Annotated in this window: 15 protein-coding genes, 1 pseudogene and 1 riboswitch; of the genes and pseudogenes, 9 read left to right on the top strand and 7 right to left on the bottom strand. The window is 57.2% G+C overall.

Going from position 1 to position 17,512, the window contains the following annotated elements:
* Nucleotides 1-482: biotin/lipoyl-containing protein (locus QP990_RS10595; protein WP_284799162.1), on the bottom strand; the 482-nt coding region annotated here is incomplete at its 3' end.
* 125 nt (nucleotides 483-607) lie between these two features.
* Between QP990_RS10595 and QP990_RS10590 the strand changes: the two genes are divergently transcribed.
* Nucleotides 608-1,018 carry a hypothetical protein gene (locus tag QP990_RS10590; RefSeq protein WP_023021164.1) on the top strand — a complete coding sequence of 137 codons (411 nt, stop codon included), beginning with the start codon at nucleotides 608-610 and terminating at the stop codon, nucleotides 1,016-1,018.
* Here the strand turns inward: QP990_RS10590 and thiC are convergent.
* From thiC to QP990_RS10575, 3 genes and pseudogenes are all read right to left on the bottom strand, one after another.
* Nucleotides 1,010-2,792 (bottom strand): annotated as a pseudogene (gene thiC / locus QP990_RS10585) (phosphomethylpyrimidine synthase ThiC). The gene QP990_RS10590 and the pseudogene thiC overlap by 9 nt on opposite strands.
* Nucleotides 2,791-2,901, bottom strand: a riboswitch (TPP riboswitch). It overlaps the preceding pseudogene by 2 nt.
* 316 nt (nucleotides 2,902-3,217) lie before the next feature.
* Entirely contained in the window at nucleotides 3,218-3,754 is a 537-nt protein-coding gene (locus tag QP990_RS10580; RefSeq protein ID WP_284799161.1) for an isochorismatase family protein, read from the bottom strand.
* Between the two features lie 38 nt (nucleotides 3,755-3,792).
* The gene (locus QP990_RS10575) at nucleotides 3,793-5,280 is read right to left on the bottom strand and encodes a leucyl aminopeptidase (protein WP_284799159.1); all 1,488 of its coding nucleotides are present in this window, start codon (nucleotides 5,278-5,280) and stop codon (nucleotides 3,793-3,795) included.
* 103 nt (nucleotides 5,281-5,383) lie between these two features.
* Here QP990_RS10575 and QP990_RS10570 point away from each other — a divergent pair, with 103 nt between their 5' ends.
* A complete protein-coding gene (locus tag QP990_RS10570; protein WP_234288174.1) occupies nucleotides 5,384-6,481 on the top strand; it encodes a branched-chain amino acid aminotransferase in 1,098 nt (365 codons plus the stop codon).
* Between the two features lie 8 nt (nucleotides 6,482-6,489).
* Here QP990_RS10570 and QP990_RS10565 read toward each other — a convergent pair whose 3' ends face one another.
* Both QP990_RS10565 and QP990_RS10560 read right to left on the bottom strand, forming a co-directional pair.
* Entirely contained in the window at nucleotides 6,490-7,284 is a 795-nt protein-coding gene (locus QP990_RS10565) for a nicotinate-nucleotide--dimethylbenzimidazole phosphoribosyltransferase (protein WP_200288853.1), read from the bottom strand.
* A 12-nt stretch (nucleotides 7,285-7,296) separates the two neighbouring features.
* Nucleotides 7,297-7,989: a DUF3043 domain-containing protein gene (locus tag QP990_RS10560; protein WP_284799155.1), complete on the bottom strand. Its 693-nt coding sequence runs from the start codon at nucleotides 7,987-7,989 to the stop codon at nucleotides 7,297-7,299.
* Nucleotides 7,990-8,130: 141 nt separating this feature from the next.
* Between QP990_RS10560 and QP990_RS10555 the strand changes: the two genes are divergently transcribed.
* Nucleotides 8,131-8,475 carry an iron-sulfur cluster assembly accessory protein gene (locus QP990_RS10555; protein ID WP_005324455.1) on the top strand — a complete coding sequence of 115 codons (345 nt, stop codon included), beginning with the start codon at nucleotides 8,131-8,133 and terminating at the stop codon, nucleotides 8,473-8,475.
* A gap of 66 nt (nucleotides 8,476-8,541) precedes the next feature.
* On the opposite strand, the gene asnB is transcribed toward QP990_RS10555, so the two are convergent.
* A complete protein-coding gene (asnB, locus tag QP990_RS10550; protein WP_284799154.1) occupies nucleotides 8,542-10,464 on the bottom strand; it encodes an asparagine synthase (glutamine-hydrolyzing) in 1,923 nt (640 codons plus the stop codon).
* A 388-nt stretch (nucleotides 10,465-10,852) separates the two neighbouring features.
* On the opposite strand from asnB, the gene QP990_RS10545 reads away from it, so the two are divergent.
* The 6 genes from QP990_RS10545 (at nucleotide 10,853) to QP990_RS10520 (ending at nucleotide 17,314) form a co-directional block, all read left to right on the top strand.
* On the top strand, nucleotides 10,853-11,926 hold the full coding sequence (locus QP990_RS10545) for a cytochrome c oxidase subunit II (protein WP_049361049.1): 1,074 nt from the start codon (nucleotides 10,853-10,855) through the stop codon (nucleotides 11,924-11,926).
* A gap of 19 nt (nucleotides 11,927-11,945) precedes the next feature.
* Entirely contained in the window at nucleotides 11,946-12,377 is a 432-nt protein-coding gene (locus tag QP990_RS10540) for a cytochrome c oxidase subunit 4 (protein WP_023021173.1), read from the top strand.
* 572 nt (nucleotides 12,378-12,949) lie between these two features.
* On the top strand, nucleotides 12,950-13,534 hold the full coding sequence (locus QP990_RS10535; protein WP_193387608.1) for a heme-copper oxidase subunit III: 585 nt from the start codon (nucleotides 12,950-12,952) through the stop codon (nucleotides 13,532-13,534).
* A 53-nt stretch (nucleotides 13,535-13,587) separates the two neighbouring features.
* Entirely contained in the window at nucleotides 13,588-14,475 is an 888-nt protein-coding gene (locus QP990_RS10530) for a c-type cytochrome (protein ID WP_049361051.1), read from the top strand.
* The gene (locus QP990_RS10525; RefSeq protein WP_239207515.1) at nucleotides 14,472-15,692 is read left to right on the top strand and encodes a ubiquinol-cytochrome c reductase iron-sulfur subunit; all 1,221 of its coding nucleotides are present in this window, start codon (nucleotides 14,472-14,474) and stop codon (nucleotides 15,690-15,692) included. Before QP990_RS10530 ends, QP990_RS10525 begins: the two co-directional genes overlap by 4 nt.
* Entirely contained in the window at nucleotides 15,692-17,314 is a 1,623-nt protein-coding gene (locus QP990_RS10520; RefSeq protein ID WP_023021177.1) for a cytochrome bc complex cytochrome b subunit, read from the top strand. Before QP990_RS10525 ends, QP990_RS10520 begins: the two co-directional genes overlap by 1 nt.
* The last annotated feature ends 198 nt before the right edge of the window (nucleotides 17,315-17,512 follow it).

Here is a 17,512-nt window from a genome sequence, read left to right as displayed (position 1 = left end):
GTGTCGACCTTGTCGGTGGAGACCTCGAGCAAAGGCTCGTCTACTTCGACGGTGTCGCCGACGGACTTGAGCCACTGCGTGATGGTGCCTTCGGTGACGGACTCGCCAAGTTCTGGCATTTCCACGTCGGAAGCATCGCCGGAGCCGCCGTTAGAAGAGTCAGCCTTTGACTCTTCCTGAGCTTCTTCTGCTTCTTCCTCGTCCTTGTCAGCGGAGGAGTCGTTGGATGCGGAGCCTGCCTCATCCTCGTCACCGATGATGGCAATGACCTCGCCAACCTCGATGGTGTCATCCTCGTCAGCCTTAATTTCAATAATAGTGCCGGCTACGGGGGAGGGGATTTCGGTGTCGACCTTGTCGGTGGAGACCTCGAGCAAAGGCTCGTCTACTTCGACGGTGTCGCCGACGGACTTGAGCCACTGCGTGATGGTGCCTTCGGTTACGGATTCGCCCAGCTCGGGCATCTCAACGGAGTTCGCCATGAGTTATAAGACTCCTCGAAAGTTGGAAGTGTTCTATCGCTACCCGACAATCTTACAGCGTGATGCTCACCCTCGTGCAGATGTGGGGTTAGTAACTACCCTCCTTCCGGGTAAGCTAGGGAATTATGTTCAACCCCTTCCGCCGCAACAAGTCCAGATCGTCACTGCGACCACCCCGCGGACCGGGGGAGACCATCCGCCCAGAAGACGCGCAGGATTTGCAACAGTGGGCCGCCGGAAGAATGTATGTAGAGGCCTTTGTAGAGCCGGAAACAGTGGTCAACGAGATGTCGGTTGTCGTTGTCGATGAAAACGGCGAGTTCATCCGCCGTCGCATCGGCGGGCCAAAGGGTATCGACGCGGTGGCCGCATTATTGAGCTGCGATATTTATGACGTGGAAGAAACCGGCTACCCGCAGCGCATGCGTGAACGCCTGGAGCGAAACCGCATTCTGCGTAAAAGGGAAGAACAAAGAAAACGCCGCGCCCGGTTCGAGCGCGGCGAGAACCCCGATACGGGGACTGAATTAAGCTAGATCGCTCTCTTCACGTAGGTAGACCTGGGAGCCGCGGCGGCGGAATTCGGCAGACTTTTCTTGCATGCCTTTCTCCGGTGCAGTGCCGTCGACGGCCTCGCGGACTTGCTCACCTAGCGTTGGCATGCCTAGCTCGGCCATCTGCCCGCCAAACATATCCCGAATGTCTTGGCTGATGCGCATAGAGCAGAACTTGGGGCCACACATGGAACAAAAGTGGGCGGTCTTTGCTGGCTCGGCAGGCAAGGTTTCGTCATGGTAAGCCTGCGCGGTTTCCGGATCGAGGGAAAGCGCAAACTGATCATTCCAGCGGAATTCAAAGCGGGCCTTGCTCATCGCGTCATCCCAGGCACGGGCGCCAGGGTGACCTTTGGCCACGTCCGCGGAGTGCGCGGCAATCTTATAGGTAATGACACCAGTTTTTACGTCATCTCGATTGGGTAGGCCCAAGTGCTCTTTCGGAGTCACGTAGCACAGCATCGCCGTGCCACCCATAGCGATATGGGCCGCGCCGATGGCAGAAGTGATGTGGTCATAGCCGGGAGCGATATCGGTAACTAGCGGGCCGAGAGTATAAAAGGGCGCGTCAGAGGCCCAATCCTGCTCGAGCTCGTTATTTTCTTGAATCATGTTGAGCGGGACATGCCCAGGGCCTTCCACCATGACTTGGACGTCATACTCCCAAGCCCGGCGGGTAAGTTCGCCAATCGTCTTAAGCTCAGCGAACTGGGCTGCGTCGTTCGCATCGGCTAGGCTGCCGGGCCGCAGGCCGTCGCCAAGCGAAAATGCAACATCGTATTGCGCAAAAATCTCGCATAACTCATCAAAGTGTTCGTAAAGGAAGGATTCTTTGTGGTGGGCCAAGCACCAGCCCGCCATAATCGAGCCGCCGCGGCTTACAATGCCAGTCACGCGATTGCTAGCTAAAGGCACATAGGCCAAAAGCACACCAGCGTGAATCGTCATATAGTCCACGCCCTGCTCGCATTGCTCAATGACGGTATCACGGAAGATTTCCCACGTGAGGTCCTCCGCTACGCCATTGACCTTTTCCAATGCTTGGTAAATCGGGACGGTGCCGATGGGAACCGGAGAGTTGCGCAAGATCCACTCGCGAGTGGTGTGGATATCGTCACCCGTAGACAAGTCCATGACGGTATCCGCACCCCATTGGGTAGCCCAGCGCAGTTTGGATACTTCCTCATCGATGGAGGAGGTAACCGCTGAGTTGCCGATATTGGCGTTAATCTTGGTAAGGAATTTGCGGCCAATGATCATGGGCTCGGACTCGGGGTGGTTGACATTATTGGGAATAATCGCGCGGCCGCGAGCGACCTCCTGACGTACGAATTCCGCATCGCAATGCTCGCGCAGAGCTACAAATTCCATTTCTCGGGTAATAATTCCCTGGCGGGCATAATGCATCTGCGTAACGCGTTGGCCTGCCTTCGCCTTAAGTGGCAGGCGCTTAGAGCCCTTCCATTCTTGGGAGGCAGCACCGCGGCGCTGTGCGGCGCGGCCGTCGTCAGCGAGCTCTCGGTTGCGGCCTTGGTATTCTTCGGTATCCGCGCGTTTTTGAATCCACTCGGTGCGTAATGCCGGAAGCCCCTGCTCCGGTGCGCATTCGGGACCACGCGTGCGGTAAACGCGGAAGGGCTCGTTAGGGGCAGGAGGGGAATCGTCCAAGTGGATTTCGGTCTCTGGGACCTCTAAGCCGTTGTGTCGAATGGGGGGAATAGGAATGCTTGGGGTGGTTTTCTGGGGCAGCCGTCATGGCAGGCTCTCCTCTCTTCCTTCGTAGGTATTAACCAAACAGGTTCGAACGGTAGATGCGCAGCTGTAGCGCACTCTCAGCCCGTGCTCGGGCACCCGTGGGGACGCAGATCACCGTATAACAAACGCTTCACCCAGCGCAGGGTTTACCGCATGTGGTCTAGGCCTAGCGATGCGTGGTGGGAGGGTGAAGGAATGTGGTTGCTAGGTCAACAGGAAACTTTCAGGATCTTTCCACCCGTATCCAATATCGGTAACCCATACTAAATTCATGCGTTTGAGAGAGCGCATGCGAGAGAGATAGAGAGAACCCCTCATGTTTCCAGAGGGCGGCTGTTTTAGCCGATACATGGAAAAACCTTGTAGAGAGACGCCTGCGGCCCTCGGACCACTTTCGGTTCGAGGGCCGCAGGCGTTTTCTTTTGCCTAGCAGATCGTGGCACCGGCAGCGCCCAACTCTTGCAACGCCGCCTCACCGCGAGATTCATCTACCGGGGAGCAATAGTCACGCAGAACGCGGACGGTGAACCCCTCCTGTAGGGCATCAGCAGCGGTGGCACGAACACAATGATCGGTGGCAATGCCCACGATGTCTACGGCATCGATGTGGTGCTCGCGCAACCAGTCAGCAAGCAGGGTGCCGTTAGCAGCACCCTCAAATCCGGAATAGGCGGCGGTGTATTCACCCTTGCGGAAGTAGGCTTGGGTCGGCCCGATAGCCTCATGCATGGCCGCTCCGTGGGATTCGGCTACACAGTGCACGGGCCAAGAATCAACAAAATCCGGGCTCTGGGAAAAGTGAGAGCCCGGATCTATATGCCAATCCTGCGTGGCTACGACGGTGTCATAATCCTGTTGCAGGGTAGCGATCTTGGCAGCGACTTCATTGCCTCGTTCGGTACCCAAGGCACCGCCGGGGCAAAAGTCATATTGAACGTCAACGATAATGAGAGCAGGCTTCATGCCTTTAGGAGTTTAATCGCATAAAGCCTGCTGTGGTGCTATTTTAATTCAGCAATTTCGCGCAGGGCTGCTACCACCGTGCGGGTGGGTACGCCGGTGCCCATCTTTGGGGTGTATCCATAAGCGCCAGTGGTGTTGAAGGAAGGGCCGGCCACATCGATATGGGCCCATTCGATTTCTTCACCCACAAAGTGTTGGAGGTAGGTGCCGGCATATTCCATGCCGCCCTCACGCTTGGCGTTGATGTTTCGGATATCGGCGCTGGCGGACTTTACCGATTCCTCGTGTTCCTCCAGTAGCGGCATTGCCCAAGCCTTTTCGCCCACCTCGCGGCCGATTTCGGCCATGCGGTCACGGAATTCCTCGGAACCCATAACGCCGGCGGTCCGCTCACCTAGAGCAACCATCTGGGCACCGGTGAGAGTAGCCGTTTCAATGAGGTAGTCAGGGTTGTCCTCGCTGGCGCGCGCAATCGCATCAGCAAGCACGAGGCGACCTTCCGCATCGGTGTTGAGCACCTCGGAGGTAATGCCGCCGTAGTGGGTGATGACGTCACCTGGGCGGGTGGCATCGCTGCCCGGCATGTTTTCTGCCAGTGGCAGGGTAGCGGTGATACCCACCTTGAGGTTCAGCTTTGCCGCAGCAATGATGGCAGCGACCATCGCGGCGGAACCGCCCATATCGGAAATCATGTCCCACATCTTGGCGCCTGGCTTCAAGGAAATGCCGCCGGTATCAAAGGTAATGCCCTTGCCCACCAGCGCGACGTGGCGCTTGGCCTTCTTCGGGCGCCAGCTCAAGCGGACCAAACGCGGCGGACGTGCAGAGCCACGCCCGACCGCCAGGATGCCGCCAAAGCCCTGCTTTTCTAGGGCCTTTTCATCCAAGACCTCTACCTCAAGGCCCGCCTCTGCTGCTTGGGCGGAAAGGAAAGCGGCGTAGCTTTCTGGGTAGAGCAGGTTGGATGGAGTATTGACCAGATCGCGGGCGAGAAGAACGGATTCAGCGGTAATCTTCGCGTTTTCAAATTCCTCTTGGGCTGACTTCTCGGCCACTACGGTAAAGGTGGTGGGCATCGTAGATGGCTCGCTGCGTAGGCCGGAGTACTTATAGCCGCCGAGGATGAGGCCTTCTACCACTGGGGCGATGCCAAAATCGCCCAGAGAGGTAGCTACCTGTTCAATCTTGGTAATGGAGCGGGCGGCCTGGCCTGCAGCGCGGCGCAGCGTTTCATCGTCTACTTCTTCTGCTTCGCCCAATCCCACGGCGATGATGGAGGCTACGCCAGCCTTAGCTGGAGCCGGTACTCGCGTGACCTCGCCGGCGGTGCCGGAAGCCCCTACGGCCACCAGTGCTTCGTAGGTGGAGCGCAGTGCGGCAGCCCCTAGCAACTCGGTGCCCGGCAGTTCTAGCCCGCCTTCGCCCTCGAACGCAGCAATTAGTAGTGCGTCCGCCTTCTTTGGAACCTTCTTCCCCAGCTTTAGCTTGGGAAAGTGACCGCGTGCGGGCAATTCGTTTTGTGCCATAGTGTCCTCCTTTATAAAAAGGCTTATCAATCTTCCCTCTACTGTACCGCGCAGCGGTGAACTTATTCCTGCCTCGCTATAGATAAAGGGGTAGATTGTGGGCATGCTTGATTACACGATTACTCGGACCGATAATCCCACGTCTGCGGAGGAATTGAGCGAAATCCTCGCCAACCCCGGCTTTGGCAAGCACTTTACGGACCACATGGTCACCATTGATTGGACCGAAGAAAAGGGCTGGCACAATGCTCAGGTAAGACCGTACGGGCCGATGACAATGGAACCGGCAAGCAACGTATTCCACTACGGGCAGGCAATCTTTGAAGGCATCAAGGCCTATCGTCAGCCCGATGATTCCATTGCCACCTTCCGTCCAGACCATAATGCCCAGCGGTTTATCAACTCTGCTGAACGCTTGGCTATGCCGGAGCTGCCGAAAGAGGAGTTTATTGAGTCTTTGCGCCAATTGGTGGAAGTAGATAAGAACTGGGTACCGGAAGCCGGTGGAGAAGCGGCGTTGTATCTGCGTCCCTTTATGATCTCCACCGAGGTTTCCTTGGGGGTTCACCCGGCCAAGTCCTACCGCTACGTGCTAATAGCCTCCCCAGCGGGTTCCTACTTCAGTGGTGGCATCAAACCGGTATCTGTTTGGCTGTCCACCGACTACGTGCGCGCAGCGCCCGGCGGCACCGGCGCGGCCAAGTTTGCGGGCAACTATGCGGGCTCGCTATTGGCCCAGGCCCAGGCGGATGAAAAAGGCTGTGACCAGGTGGTCTGGTTGGACGCTATTGAACGCCGCTACATCGAAGAAATGGGCGGAATGAACCTCATGTTTGTCTATGGCTCCGGCGAGAATGTGGAGATTGTTACGCCAGAACTATCCGGTTCCTTGTTGCCGGGCATCACGCGCGAATCTCTTCTGCAAGTTGCCCAAGACCTGGGCTACAAGGTCACCGAACGCCGCATTACGGCCGAGGAATGGCAGCGCGATGCAGAATCCGGCGCAATGTCGGAGGCCTTTGCCTGCGGTACTGCCGCGGTTATCACCCCGGTGGGCCACGTGCTGGGCGATTCCGCCGATTTCCAGGTCAATGGCAATGAAGCAGGCGAGATCACCATGACCTTGCGCGAGCACCTAACCGGAATTCAGCGCGGTGCCGTGGAAGATACCCATGGCTGGCTGCATACCCTGGTGAAATAGGCCGCGGCTTAGGCGTCTGCGGCGATCTCGACTCCGGTAAGTAGCATCGGCAGCGCCGCTAGGGCGCCGAGGGTGGGCTCCGGCTCCATTGCCAGTTGGTGCAGTGGCTGGAGGCCCAGTTTTCTTAGCGCCAACTCATGGGCAGGGGCGGTGGAAAGGGTAGTGGCAAAGAGCCACTCTTTCACCCCAGGGTTATCGCGCTCGGCAAGGAGCGCCGCGGTTGCGGTTAAGGGGGCATCGATAAGGAGGGGCGTGCGACGCTCCGCGGCTCGGGTAATGAGCCCCACCGCAGCGGCCAGCACCGCAGACTGGCAGGAGGCTACGAGCTCCATGCCCTCGAGGTTGCGGGCGCGGAACATAGCATCTCGAATGGCAGAGACCTCTCGCTTCCAGTCTTCCACGCTGGGCTGCTTGCCGACGATCACTACCGGCTCCGTCTGCGTCATCGTCGCCATGACCACGGCGGGGACGCGGGCGCTTTCCACGCCGCCGGGAATCAGTAGGTCCGCACCGGCATCAATTTCCGCATCTGCGGTAGCGGCTCCCAAGTCATATGCCTGGGATAGATCCGTCACCGTGACTACATTCAGTCCGGCCCCGGCCCGACGCGCAGCGGTCTCGGGAGCCGGTAGCTGGGGCTCCTGCTCAGCAAAGACGATGGCTCGTATACGCTGCGGCTCCTGAGCGGGGGCGCTGCCTTGGCAGGCGGCTAGCCATTGGGCGGCTTCGGTCAGGCGCCCATAAGGCGCGAGCTGTGCGTCGTGTGCGGTACGTGCCTGAGAATCGGGCTGCGGAATGGCCATGAGCACATCTCCCTAAACGTCAGCACCGAGCTCCACGCGGGGGCGCGGAATGCGCCACTTGCGCGGCTGGCTGGCGCGGGAATATGCATAAAAGCCCAGGCTAAAGCCGGCTTCAGTGGTGCCAGGGAACTTGGTACGCACGGCATTATTGCAGCGGCGGGCCAAGATGATGCCCTCGATGGCAAAGATAATGAGGATAACCATCGCCACCGCGTTAATGACCGTCGCGATGCTTGGTACCGCGTAAGTCAAGAACACGACCACGATGAGAACTAGGGCCATTGGCATAACCCAATTGCTCAAGCTGCGGCGCGCATCTACCCAATCGCGCACATAGCCGCGTTCTGCGCCCTGATCGCGAGCGGGAAGGAAACGCGGATCACCGTCAGCCATGCGGGCCTGCTGCTCACGGTTGGCCTGCTGGCGCTCTTGGCGCTCCTTTTTCTTATATTCCTTCCACTCGTCCTTGCTCATGGACTTCTTCATGTCCTTGCGGTGCTGGTAACGCTGTGCTTCGGACATGCCATGGGGATCGCGCTTTACGCCGCGCGCGATCTCTTGTTCGGAGCGCTTTGGCGTAGGACGACCCTTCGGTGGGGTATAGCCCTTGCGCTGGGGCTCTTTCTGAATTTCTTCCTGCGCCTTGTCCTGCGCAGGAGCGGGCTCAGTGGAGGTCTTGTCATCTTTTTGCCACGGGAGTTTCACGCTCCTCACACTACAAGGTTTAGGCGCGAATAGGGGAATAGGCCCGGCCCAGTAGATGTTGTAGCAGTGGGCTACCTTTTCCCACCTGAAAGAAGCGGGTAGGGTAGTGGCAACGAAACCAATACTTATTGAGGAGAAGTGATGACCGCTCCAGCTTCCGCAACCGGCGTCATTCTGACTGAAGCAGCAGCCGCTAAGGCAAAGGCGCTGCTTGATCAGGAAGGCCGCGACGATCTCTCCCTACGCATTGCCGTTCAGCCTGGTGGCTGCGCTGGCCTGCGCTACCAGCTTTACTTTGATGATCGCACCTTGGATGGTGACAAGGTCGACCAGGTAGGCGGCGTAAACCTCGTCGTGGACAAGATGTCCGTTCCTTACCTGACCGGTGCCAAGATTGACTTCGCTGACACCATCGAGTCCCAGGGTTTTACCATCGATAACCCGAATGCCACCGGTTCTTGCGCCTGTGGCGATTCCTTCAACTAAAAAGAAGGACAGCAAAGAGGGTGGGTGCCGATGGCACCCACCCTCTTGTGTATGTGTGGAAGGCTCTTAGAGCTTGACTGGATAGTCGCGCTGCTCGATCTGCGGATCGATGCGCTTTTCCACAAAGATGCCGTGCCAAATCATAAAGGACAGTACGGTCCACAAACGGCGGGAGTGGTCGGAGACGCCGTCGCGGTGCTCCTTGAGCATCTCGAGAACTTCCTTCTTATTGAAGATGTCCTCGGTCTGGGATTCGTTGATGGTGTCTTGGGCCCAGCCGTAGAGCTCGTCGCCGGCCAACCAGTGGCGCATCGGCACGGGGAAGCCCAGCTTCTTGCGGTGCAGAACGTGGGCCGGAACGATCTGCTCCATTGCCTTGCGCAGTGCGTACTTGGTGGTGCCGTGGGAAATCTTCAGGTCATAAGGGATGGACTCGGCCACCTTGAAGACTTCCTTGTCCAAGAAGGGCACGCGAAGCTCAAGCGAGTTGGCCATATTGATCTTATCGGCCTTGACCAAGATGTCACCGCGCATCCAGGTAAAGAGGTCTAGGTGCTGCATGCGTGCGACCGGGTCAAAGCCCTCAGACTGGGCGTAGATGGGCGCAGTAACCTCACGGTGGTCCCATTCGCGCTTCGCCCACGGGATAACCCGCTGCATCTGCTCAAAATTGAAGGAACGTGCGTTGCCATAGTAGCGCTCTTCCATGGTCATCGAGCCACGGTTGAGCAAAGACTTGCCCTTCATGCCTTCTGGCAGCACCTGGGAGAGCTTGCCCAACCCTCGGCGCAGTGGGGAAGGGATCTTCTCAAAGGGAGCGAGGGACAGTGGCTCCTTATAGATGGTGTAACCACCAAAGAGTTCGTCCGCGCCCTCACCGGAAAGAACAACCTTGACGTGCTTGCGGGCTTCTTGGGCCACGAAATAGAGCGGCACCAGCGAAGGGTCAGCTACCGGATTGTCCAGGTACCACATGATCTTCGGGATGGACTCGGCATACTCCTCCGGGGAGACAATCTTGACGATGTGCTCCACGCCAATAGCTTCCGCGGACTCTGCCGCGACATCGACCTCAGAGTAGCCCTCGCGCTCGAAGCCGGTGGTGAAAGTCAGCAGATCAGGGTTGTGGCGCTTAGCCAGGGTGGCAATAGCTGTGGAGTCAATGCCGCCCGACAAGAAGGAGCCTACGGTGACGTCGGCGCGCATGTGCTTAGCTACGGAATCCTCCAGCGCCTCCGCAATCCGGTTAAAGAGTTGCTGCTCTTCACCTTGCTTTACCTGTTGAACAGGGAAGCGGGGCTTGAAGTAGCGCTCGAGGACAACCTCTTCGCCTGGACGAAGGGTAACAGTGCAGCCGGATTCCACGCGGCGGATATTCGCGTGGAGGGACTCCGGCTCCGGGACGTATTGCAGGTCGACGTAATGCTCAATGGCGCGGCGGTCAAGGTTGAGCTCTAGACCGATCTCGTCTGCCATTTCCAGAATGCACTTCATCTCGGAGGCAAAGACAGTGCCAGCGTCGGTGGTGGCGTAGTACAGCGGCTTGATGCCGAATTGGTCGCGGGCAGCAAACATCGTCTTAGTGTGGGTGTCCCAGATGACGATGCCGAACATGCCGCGCAGGTGGTTCACCACGTCCTTGCCCCAGTGGTGGTATCCCACCACGATAGGCTCACCATCGCCTTCGGTATGGAAGGTATAGCCGAGGCCCTTGAGCTCTTCCCGTAGTTCTACGTAGTTGTAGATTTCGCCGTTGAAGGTCATGGCGTAGCGGTCAGGCTGGTCCTCCGGACCCCAGCGAAGGGGCTGGTGGGAGTGTTCTAGGTCAATGATGGACAGGCGATTGAAGCCAAAGGCAGCATCGCCGTCGTGCCAGGTGCCTGCCGCATCTGGGCCGCGGTGGCGCATGCAAGGCAGGGAACGTTCTAGCGCGTCAACGTACTTATCTACGTCGCCCGTGGCGGCGAGCATGCCAAGAAGTCCGCACATGTAAAGATTGCTCCTTAATATAAGCGTCTATTGCTAGTCACCCACTTTACGGCTCGAGAGGTGCAAACTAGAACACGCCACGGCTTAAGGAAAGCTGTTGGCTGCCTTGGAAAAAGCTTCCCCGATAGGGTGCGAACTTTCGGTTGATGTATCCCCGGGCAAGCTGTGAATTGACACACATGGCCGTGTTGGAACCTTAGGGTCCGGTTGGAACATTGTGCAGGTGGGGCGGTAACCTACAAGAAGGAGAATATGAAATGAGTGCACTAGGTGCCCTTTTATGCCTTTAAATAGGCTGGGAATCTGGCAATTTTCCTCTATTCTGATTGGGTAAGAGTGCTCTGTGAGTATTCGAGAAGTTTTGTGTGGACAGAAAGGCAGAACACACGTGGGACAGCGTAATAAGCGCACCTTTGCCCGCAAGGCGGGCGTAGCTGGCGCACTTGCTCTGGGTGGACTCGCTCTGGCAGGTTGTGACGTTCAGGCGCCAACTGCTGTAGAGAACCTCCTAGGATTCGGTTGGCCAAAGGGTATTACCCCTGAGGCAGAGGCCATGTACAACTTCTGGATTTGGGTCTGGGTTGCTGCATGGATCGTTGGTTTTATTATGTGGGGCCTATTCCTCACCGCTATCTTCCGCTGGAGCGCGAAGAAGGCGAAGAAGGATGGCAAGGGCGAGTTCCCGCGCCAGATTCAGTACAACGTACCGCTTGAGATGGTTCTGACCATCGTTCCGATCCTCATTATCATGGGCCTGTTCTTCTTTACCGTTCAGACCCAGCAGAAAGTTACCGCCTTGGATAAGGATCCGAAGGTCGTCGTCGACGTCACCGCTTTCCAGTGGAACTGGAAGTTCGGTTACGCGGAGAACCACGTTAACGGTGAGAACTATGACGGTGCTGATAAGGAACGTCAGGCCGAGGCAGAAAAGTCTGCTCACGACCCAGAGGGTATCGATAACCCGAACCCAATCCACGGCAAGTCCATGGGCGACCTTTCCTACCTGAACTACAACAAGATTGAGACCGTCGGTACTACCGAAGAGGTTCCGGTTCTGGTTCTTCCTTCCGATACCGCGATTGAATTTCGTCTCGCTTCTGGGGACGTATCCCACGCATTCTGGGTACCGGAGTTCCTATTTAAGCGCGACGTCTACGCACACCCAGAGGCAAACGCTCAGGAGCGTAGCTTCCAGGTGGAAAAGATTGAGAAGCAGGGCGCATTCGTTGGTCGCTGTGCCGAGATGTGCGGTACCTACCACTCGATGATGAACTTTGAAATCCGCGTTGTATCCCCAGAGGACTTCAACAAGTACATGAAGTTCCGCGAGAACAATCCGGAAGCTACCAACGCCGAGGCTCTCAAGGAAATCGGTCAGGACCCATACGCGGTTACCACCCACCCGTTCTCCGGCGAGCGTGATACCGCTAATGGTGACAACTTCGTCAACACGGCGGCATAAGAGATAAGGACACAACACAATGCGTGCAACATCGAAAGTCTTTTACTCAATCGCGACCTACCTTCTTGTCTCGCTGATTGTCTACATCTTCGGCGTTACCTTCGTTAAGGACGACGGCTATCTGTACGGTGCCGAGTGGGTTGGCATCGTGGGTATGTTCCTTGCCTTCCTGCTGTGCATGATGCTTGGTGCTTACCTGCACTTCACCGATAACCGCAGCGACGTCCTCCCAGAGGATTGGGAAGAGGCAGAGACAGAGGACGCTGCTGGCATCCTTGGCTTCTTCTCTCCAGGCTCCATCTGGCCGCTGGCTATGACCGGTGCTATCGCGCTCCTTGGCCTGGGTGTCATCTTCCTTTACTTCTGGCTGATCGCTCTCGGCGCTGTCTGCCTCATCGCGGCTTGCACCGGTCTTTCCCTGCAGTACGGTCTGCCAAAGGAAAAGCACTAGTTCTTCACTCTGAAGAAATCCCCCGCCTAAAACTTCTCCGCCCTCCTAGCTATGGAAGCTAGGAGGGCTTTGGCGATCGGTAGTCGGATGTTCCGCGAAAAAGTTCCCTAGATTCCAAAAAACTTTTAGGGGTGGGGTAGTGGCCGCACATCCAACAAGGCAGTTGCCTAACCGTCTGTGCCATTCGGCCACGTAGAGGCATCTTTTCGCGGGGGTCGACCGAAAGTTGTAGACCTGCGGGTTTGGGGTGGTGGGTGGATGTGATTTATCTCTCCAGAAAGTATCAATCTCGCGTACTTGTTAATGTATCTACAGGCCAGAATTATTGAGGTGGGGGCGCTCGGGAATTTCTAAGCGTGGGCCGTCGTGTGTTGTCACCTGCATCGATGGGGCGTCGTAAAGCAGAGCAAAAAGTTCCCGGCGGAAAAAATAAAAATATCGCAGGGAACTGGCTGAACGTTTGCTGGCTAAAGTATCAAAAATGAATAGTGATAACGGGGGGAATCGAGGTGACTTTGCCGCCCAGAACAGCCATAATGGCCTCTGTGACGAGCGTAGTTTCTAACCAAGGTATGACAGCACCACGTGCTGCCTCACTGAACCGACCAAATATGGTCAGTGTGGGCACCATCGTGTTCCTGTCTCAGGAATTGATGTTCTTTGCCGGACTGTTCGCGATGTGGTTCACCTCGCGAGCAAACGGTCAAGAAGGCGACTGGGCGGAGCACACCGCCCATATCAACCTGCCCATGGGTTTCCTCATTACGGCAGTGCTGATTACTTCTTCTGTGACCTCTCAGTTCGGCGTGTTTGCCGCAGAAAGGGGTGACGTTTACAAGCTTCGACTCTGGTACACCGTGACGCTGGTACTGGGCGTTGTGTTCCTGTGCATCATGGCATTCGAGTGGACCGAGTTGATTCACGCAGGTGTGACTGTGCAGTCCAGCGTCTTCGGTTCGGTGTTCTACATCATCACCGGCTTCCACGCTGCGCACGTGACCGCAGGTCTGATTTCTTTTGCAATCATCCTGGCGCGCGTTGCTAAGTCCAAGTTCACGCCGGCGCAGGCTACCGCCGCAATGGCAGTGTCTTACTACTGGCACTTCGTTGACGTTGTGTGGATCGGCGTCTTCACCGTTATTTACTTGGTCCAGTAGAACTGGCCACTATCCCCAAACAGTCCTCCCGTGTTCGAGTTATCTAAAGGAAAATGATGGATAACAATTCGCAGTCCGTGGCAGTGGAGCAGACCACTGCGGCGGCTAAGAAGACCCGCCGTCGCCGCAAGGCGAAGCGCACCATCGCCGGTGGCTTCGCTTTGGCGATTGGCCTGTCCGGTGCGGGCGTCTTGGCTTCTGCCTTGACCCCAGACGCACAGGTCGCCACGGCGGAAAAAGATGACCAAGCCCTCGTTCAGGAGGGCAAGGACATCTACGACACCGCTTGTATCACTTGCCACGGTGCCAATCTGCAGGGCATCGAAGGCCGCGGTCCCTCCCTCGTTGGCATCGGCGCTGGTTCTGTGTACTTCCAAGTACACTCTGGCCGTATGCCGATGATGTCTAACGATGCGCAGGCAGAGCGCAAAGCTCCGCGTTACACCGAGCAGCAGACTCTGGCATTGGCTGCATACGTAGCAGCCAATGGTGGCGGCGCAGACATCGTTTACAACGATGACGGAAGCGTTGCCCAGGAATCCCTGCGTGGTGCTAACTACAATGGCGAAATCCAAGCAGAAGACGTAGCGAAGGGCTCTGAGCTCTTCCGCATGAACTGTGCATCTTGCCACAACTTCACCGGCCAGGGTGGCGCGCTGTCCTCCGGTAAGTTCGCTCCTGAGCTTGCCCCGGCAAGCGAGCAGGAGATTTACCAGGCAATGCTGACCGGCCCGCAAAACATGCCTAAGTTCTCCGACCGCCAGCTGACTGCAGACGAGAAGAAGGACATCATTGCCTACCTCAAGTCTGCAAAGGAAACTCCTTCCCCAGCAGGTTGGGACCTTGGTAGCCTCGGCCCCGTAGCGGAAGGCCTGGCAATGTGGATTATCGGCATTAGCGCCCTGTGCGCCGCCGCTATGTGGATTGGATCGCGCTCATGAGCAATGTAAAGAAGAATTACACTAATGCTGAGCTCGATAAGATGAGCAACGATGAACTCGCTGCTCTAGGTACCGAGCTCGATGATGTCACCGTCGCGTTCCGCAAGGAGCGCTTCCCGGTTGAAGGCGACCCGGCTGAAAAGCGTGCGGGCCGCAACGTCGCCATCTGGCTTTTCCTGTCTGTCATCGGCGGGCTGGGATTCCTCGGCGTTTACCTGTTCTGGCCGTGGCAGTACAAGCAGCTAGGGGAGGAGGGCCACATTTGGCACACCCTCTACACTCCTTTGCTGGGTATTACCGCCGCACTCGCAATTTGTGCGTTGGGTATCGCCATTGTTCAATACGTTAAGAAGATCCTCCCAGAGGAGATTTCCGTACAGCGTCGCCATGACGGTCCTTCCGAAGAGGTTGACCGTCGTACCTTGACCGCGTTGCTGAATGATTCTTGGAAGACTTCCACCCTTGGTCGCCGTAAGACCGTTCAGGGGCTGTTGGGCGGAGCCGGCGTTCTGTTTGGCCTGACGGTGATTGCACCGCTGGGCGGCGCAATCAAGAACCCATGGAAGGTTCGCCACAACCTGAACTACGCCGGTGACGGAACTCTGTGGACCTCCGGCTGGACCCTTCATAATGAAGGTTTCAAACTTTACCTGGCCCGCGACACCGGTACCATCGCTGAGAAGCACTCCGGTGAAACCGGCGAGCACTACAGCACCAAGGGCGTTACCCGCCTGGTTCGCGTGCGTCCGGAGGATCTGGCAGCAGGCGGTATGGAGACCGTCTTCCCGCTGGCAGAAGAAGACGTCAACGATGGCGATAAGTACGATGCCGAGCGCGATGTCTACGAGCACCACATGCACTCAATTCACGGCAACCGCAACGCCGTGATGTTGATCCGACTGCGTCACAACGATGCGCAGAAGGCCATCGAGCGCGAAGGTCAAGAAGACTTCCACCACGGCGACTACTACGCCTACTCCAAGATCTGTACTCACATCGGTTGCCCGACCTCTCTCTATGAGGCTCAGACCAACCGAATCCTGTGTCCATGCCACCAGTCGCAGTTCGATGCTTTGCACTACGGCAAGCCGGTCTTCGGTCCGGCAGCCCGTGCACTGCCACAGCTGCCTATCACGGTGGACGACGAGGGCTACCTCGTTGCACAGGGCAACTTCATTGAGCCTGTCGGCCCGGCATTCTGGGAGCGTAAGTCATAATGAGCAATAAACTCGCCCAAATGGGCAACAATATGGATGAGCGTTATAGCGCCGCCGGTGTGCTGAGGACTCAGCTGAACAAGGTCTTCCCGACCCACTGGTCCTTCATGCTCGGTGAGATGGCGCTGTACAGCTTCATCATTCTTGTACTGACCGGTATCTACTTGGCGTTGTTCTTCGACCCTTCCATTACGAAGGTCATTTACGACGGCACCTACGCACCGTTGAACGGTGTGGAAATGTCTCGCGCCTACGCCACTGCGCTGGACATCTCTTTTGAGGTTCGTGGCGGTCTGTTTGTGCGCCAGATGCACCACTGGGCAGCCCTGCTGTTCATGATGTCCATGGTGGCTCACATGCTCCGCATCTTCTTCACCGGCGCATTCCGCCGTCCACGTGAAGCAAACTGGATCATCGGCTGCGCACTCATCTTGCTGGGCATGATCGAGGGCTTCCTCGGTTACTCCCTGCCGGATGACCTGCTTTCCGGTGTTGGTCTGCGAATCATGTCCGCCATCATCCTCGGCCTGCCTATTATCGGCACTTGGCTGCACTGGGCAATCTTCAGCGGTGACTTCCCGTCTGACCTGATGCTGGATCGTTTCTACATCCTGCACGTTCTGGTCATTCCGGGCATCATCCTCGGCCTGATTGCTGCCCACCTGATTATGGTTTGGTTCCAGAAGCACACCCAGTTCCCGGGACCGGGCCGTGCCGAGAACAACGTCGTTGGTGTCCGCATTATGCCGGTCTTTGCTACCAAGGCAATTGGCATGGGCATGATGGTCGCCGGCGTACTCGCTCTGATGTCTGGTCTGCTGACCATCAACGCCATCTGGACGCTTGGACCATACAACCCGTCCCAGGTTTCCGCCGGTTCTCAGCCGGATATCTACATGCTGTGGACTGATGGTGTTGCCCGTGTCATGCCAGCTTGGGAGCTCTACATTGGCAACTACACCATTCCTTCCGCGTTCTGGGTTGCTCTGCTGTGTGGTCTGATGGTCGTACTGCTTATGGCATACCCATTCTTGGAGAAGAAGTTCACCGGTGACGATGCACACCACAACCTATTGCAGCGTCCGCGCGATGTTCCTACCCGTTCCGCTATCGGCGCAGCTGCCATCGTATTCTTCTTGCTGGTCACGCTGTCCGGTGGTAACGACCACGTAGCGCACTTCTTCCAGATTTCGCTCAACGCGATGACCTGGGTTGGTCGTATCGGCTTGATCATCTTGCCTCCGATTGCATACTTCATGACCTACCGCATCTGCGTTGGTCTGCAGCGCTCTGACCGTGAGGTTCTGGAGCACGGTATCGAGACCGGCGTTATCAAGCAGATGCCGAATGGTGCCTTCATTGAGGTTCACCAGCCGCTCGGCCCGGTTGATGCCGATGGTCACCCAGTTCCCCTCGAGTACGCAGGTGCTCAGGTTCCAAAGCAGCTCAACCAGCTCGGCTTGGCGGATTCCGAGACTCAGGGAACCTTTAGCCCTGACGATGAGGCGCTCATGCACCGCGTCCATGAAATCCACTCGGATAACCACGATGAGGAAGCGGAGATGTTCCGTCGCCTCAACGAGGCTAACCGCCGCGAGGACGAGGAAAACGGCCGCATCTAAGACCTTGTCCTGAGGGTTACTCGAAACACGCTCATAGACCCACCCTGCTCCTGCTGAAGGAGCAAGGGTGGGTTTTGCGTTTTGCTGGGCCAATACTTCTCTAGGGGCTGTTGTTGTTGAGGTGTAATCCCGAAGCGCAGAAAGAGTACTGGAATGGAGCCCCTACGCTGCGGGCGGCCTTGGAGCATTGAGGAGCAA

This window comes from Corynebacterium sp. MSK071 (assembly GCF_030232125.1).
Classification (GTDB): Bacteria; Actinomycetota; Actinomycetes; order Mycobacteriales; family Mycobacteriaceae; genus Corynebacterium; species Corynebacterium kefirresidentii.
The sequence above is the reverse complement of the archived record's forward strand: the minus strand, read 5'-3'. Positions and strand labels throughout refer to the sequence as shown.

What these genes read in the sequence shown, in the direction of transcription:
- QP990_RS10590 (WP_023021164.1), top strand. Translation starts at nt 608, where the DNA reads ATGTTCAACCCCTTCCGCCGCAACAAGTCCAGATCGTCACTGCGACCA.
- QP990_RS10580 (WP_284799161.1), bottom strand. Translation starts at nt 3,754, where the DNA reads ATGAAGCCTGCTCTCATTATCGTTGACGTTCAATATGACTTTTGCCCC.
- QP990_RS10575 (WP_284799159.1), bottom strand. Translation starts at nt 5,280, where the DNA reads ATGGCACAAAACGAATTGCCCGCACGCGGTCACTTTCCCAAGCTAAAG.
- QP990_RS10570 (WP_234288174.1), top strand. Translation starts at nt 5,384, where the DNA reads ATGCTTGATTACACGATTACTCGGACCGATAATCCCACGTCTGCGGAG.
- QP990_RS10565 (WP_200288853.1), bottom strand. Translation starts at nt 7,284, where the DNA reads ATGGCCATTCCGCAGCCCGATTCTCAGGCACGTACCGCACACGACGCA.
- QP990_RS10555 (WP_005324455.1), top strand. Translation starts at nt 8,131, where the DNA reads ATGACCGCTCCAGCTTCCGCAACCGGCGTCATTCTGACTGAAGCAGCA.
- asnB (WP_284799154.1), bottom strand. Translation starts at nt 10,464, where the DNA reads ATGTGCGGACTTCTTGGCATGCTCGCCGCCACGGGCGACGTAGATAAG.
- QP990_RS10540 (WP_023021173.1), top strand. Translation starts at nt 11,946, where the DNA reads ATGCGTGCAACATCGAAAGTCTTTTACTCAATCGCGACCTACCTTCTT.
- QP990_RS10535 (WP_193387608.1), top strand. Translation starts at nt 12,950, where the DNA reads ATGACAGCACCACGTGCTGCCTCACTGAACCGACCAAATATGGTCAGT.
- QP990_RS10530 (WP_049361051.1), top strand. Translation starts at nt 13,588, where the DNA reads ATGATGGATAACAATTCGCAGTCCGTGGCAGTGGAGCAGACCACTGCG.
- QP990_RS10525 (WP_239207515.1), top strand. Translation starts at nt 14,472, where the DNA reads ATGAGCAATGTAAAGAAGAATTACACTAATGCTGAGCTCGATAAGATG.
- QP990_RS10520 (WP_023021177.1), top strand. Translation starts at nt 15,692, where the DNA reads ATGAGCAATAAACTCGCCCAAATGGGCAACAATATGGATGAGCGTTAT.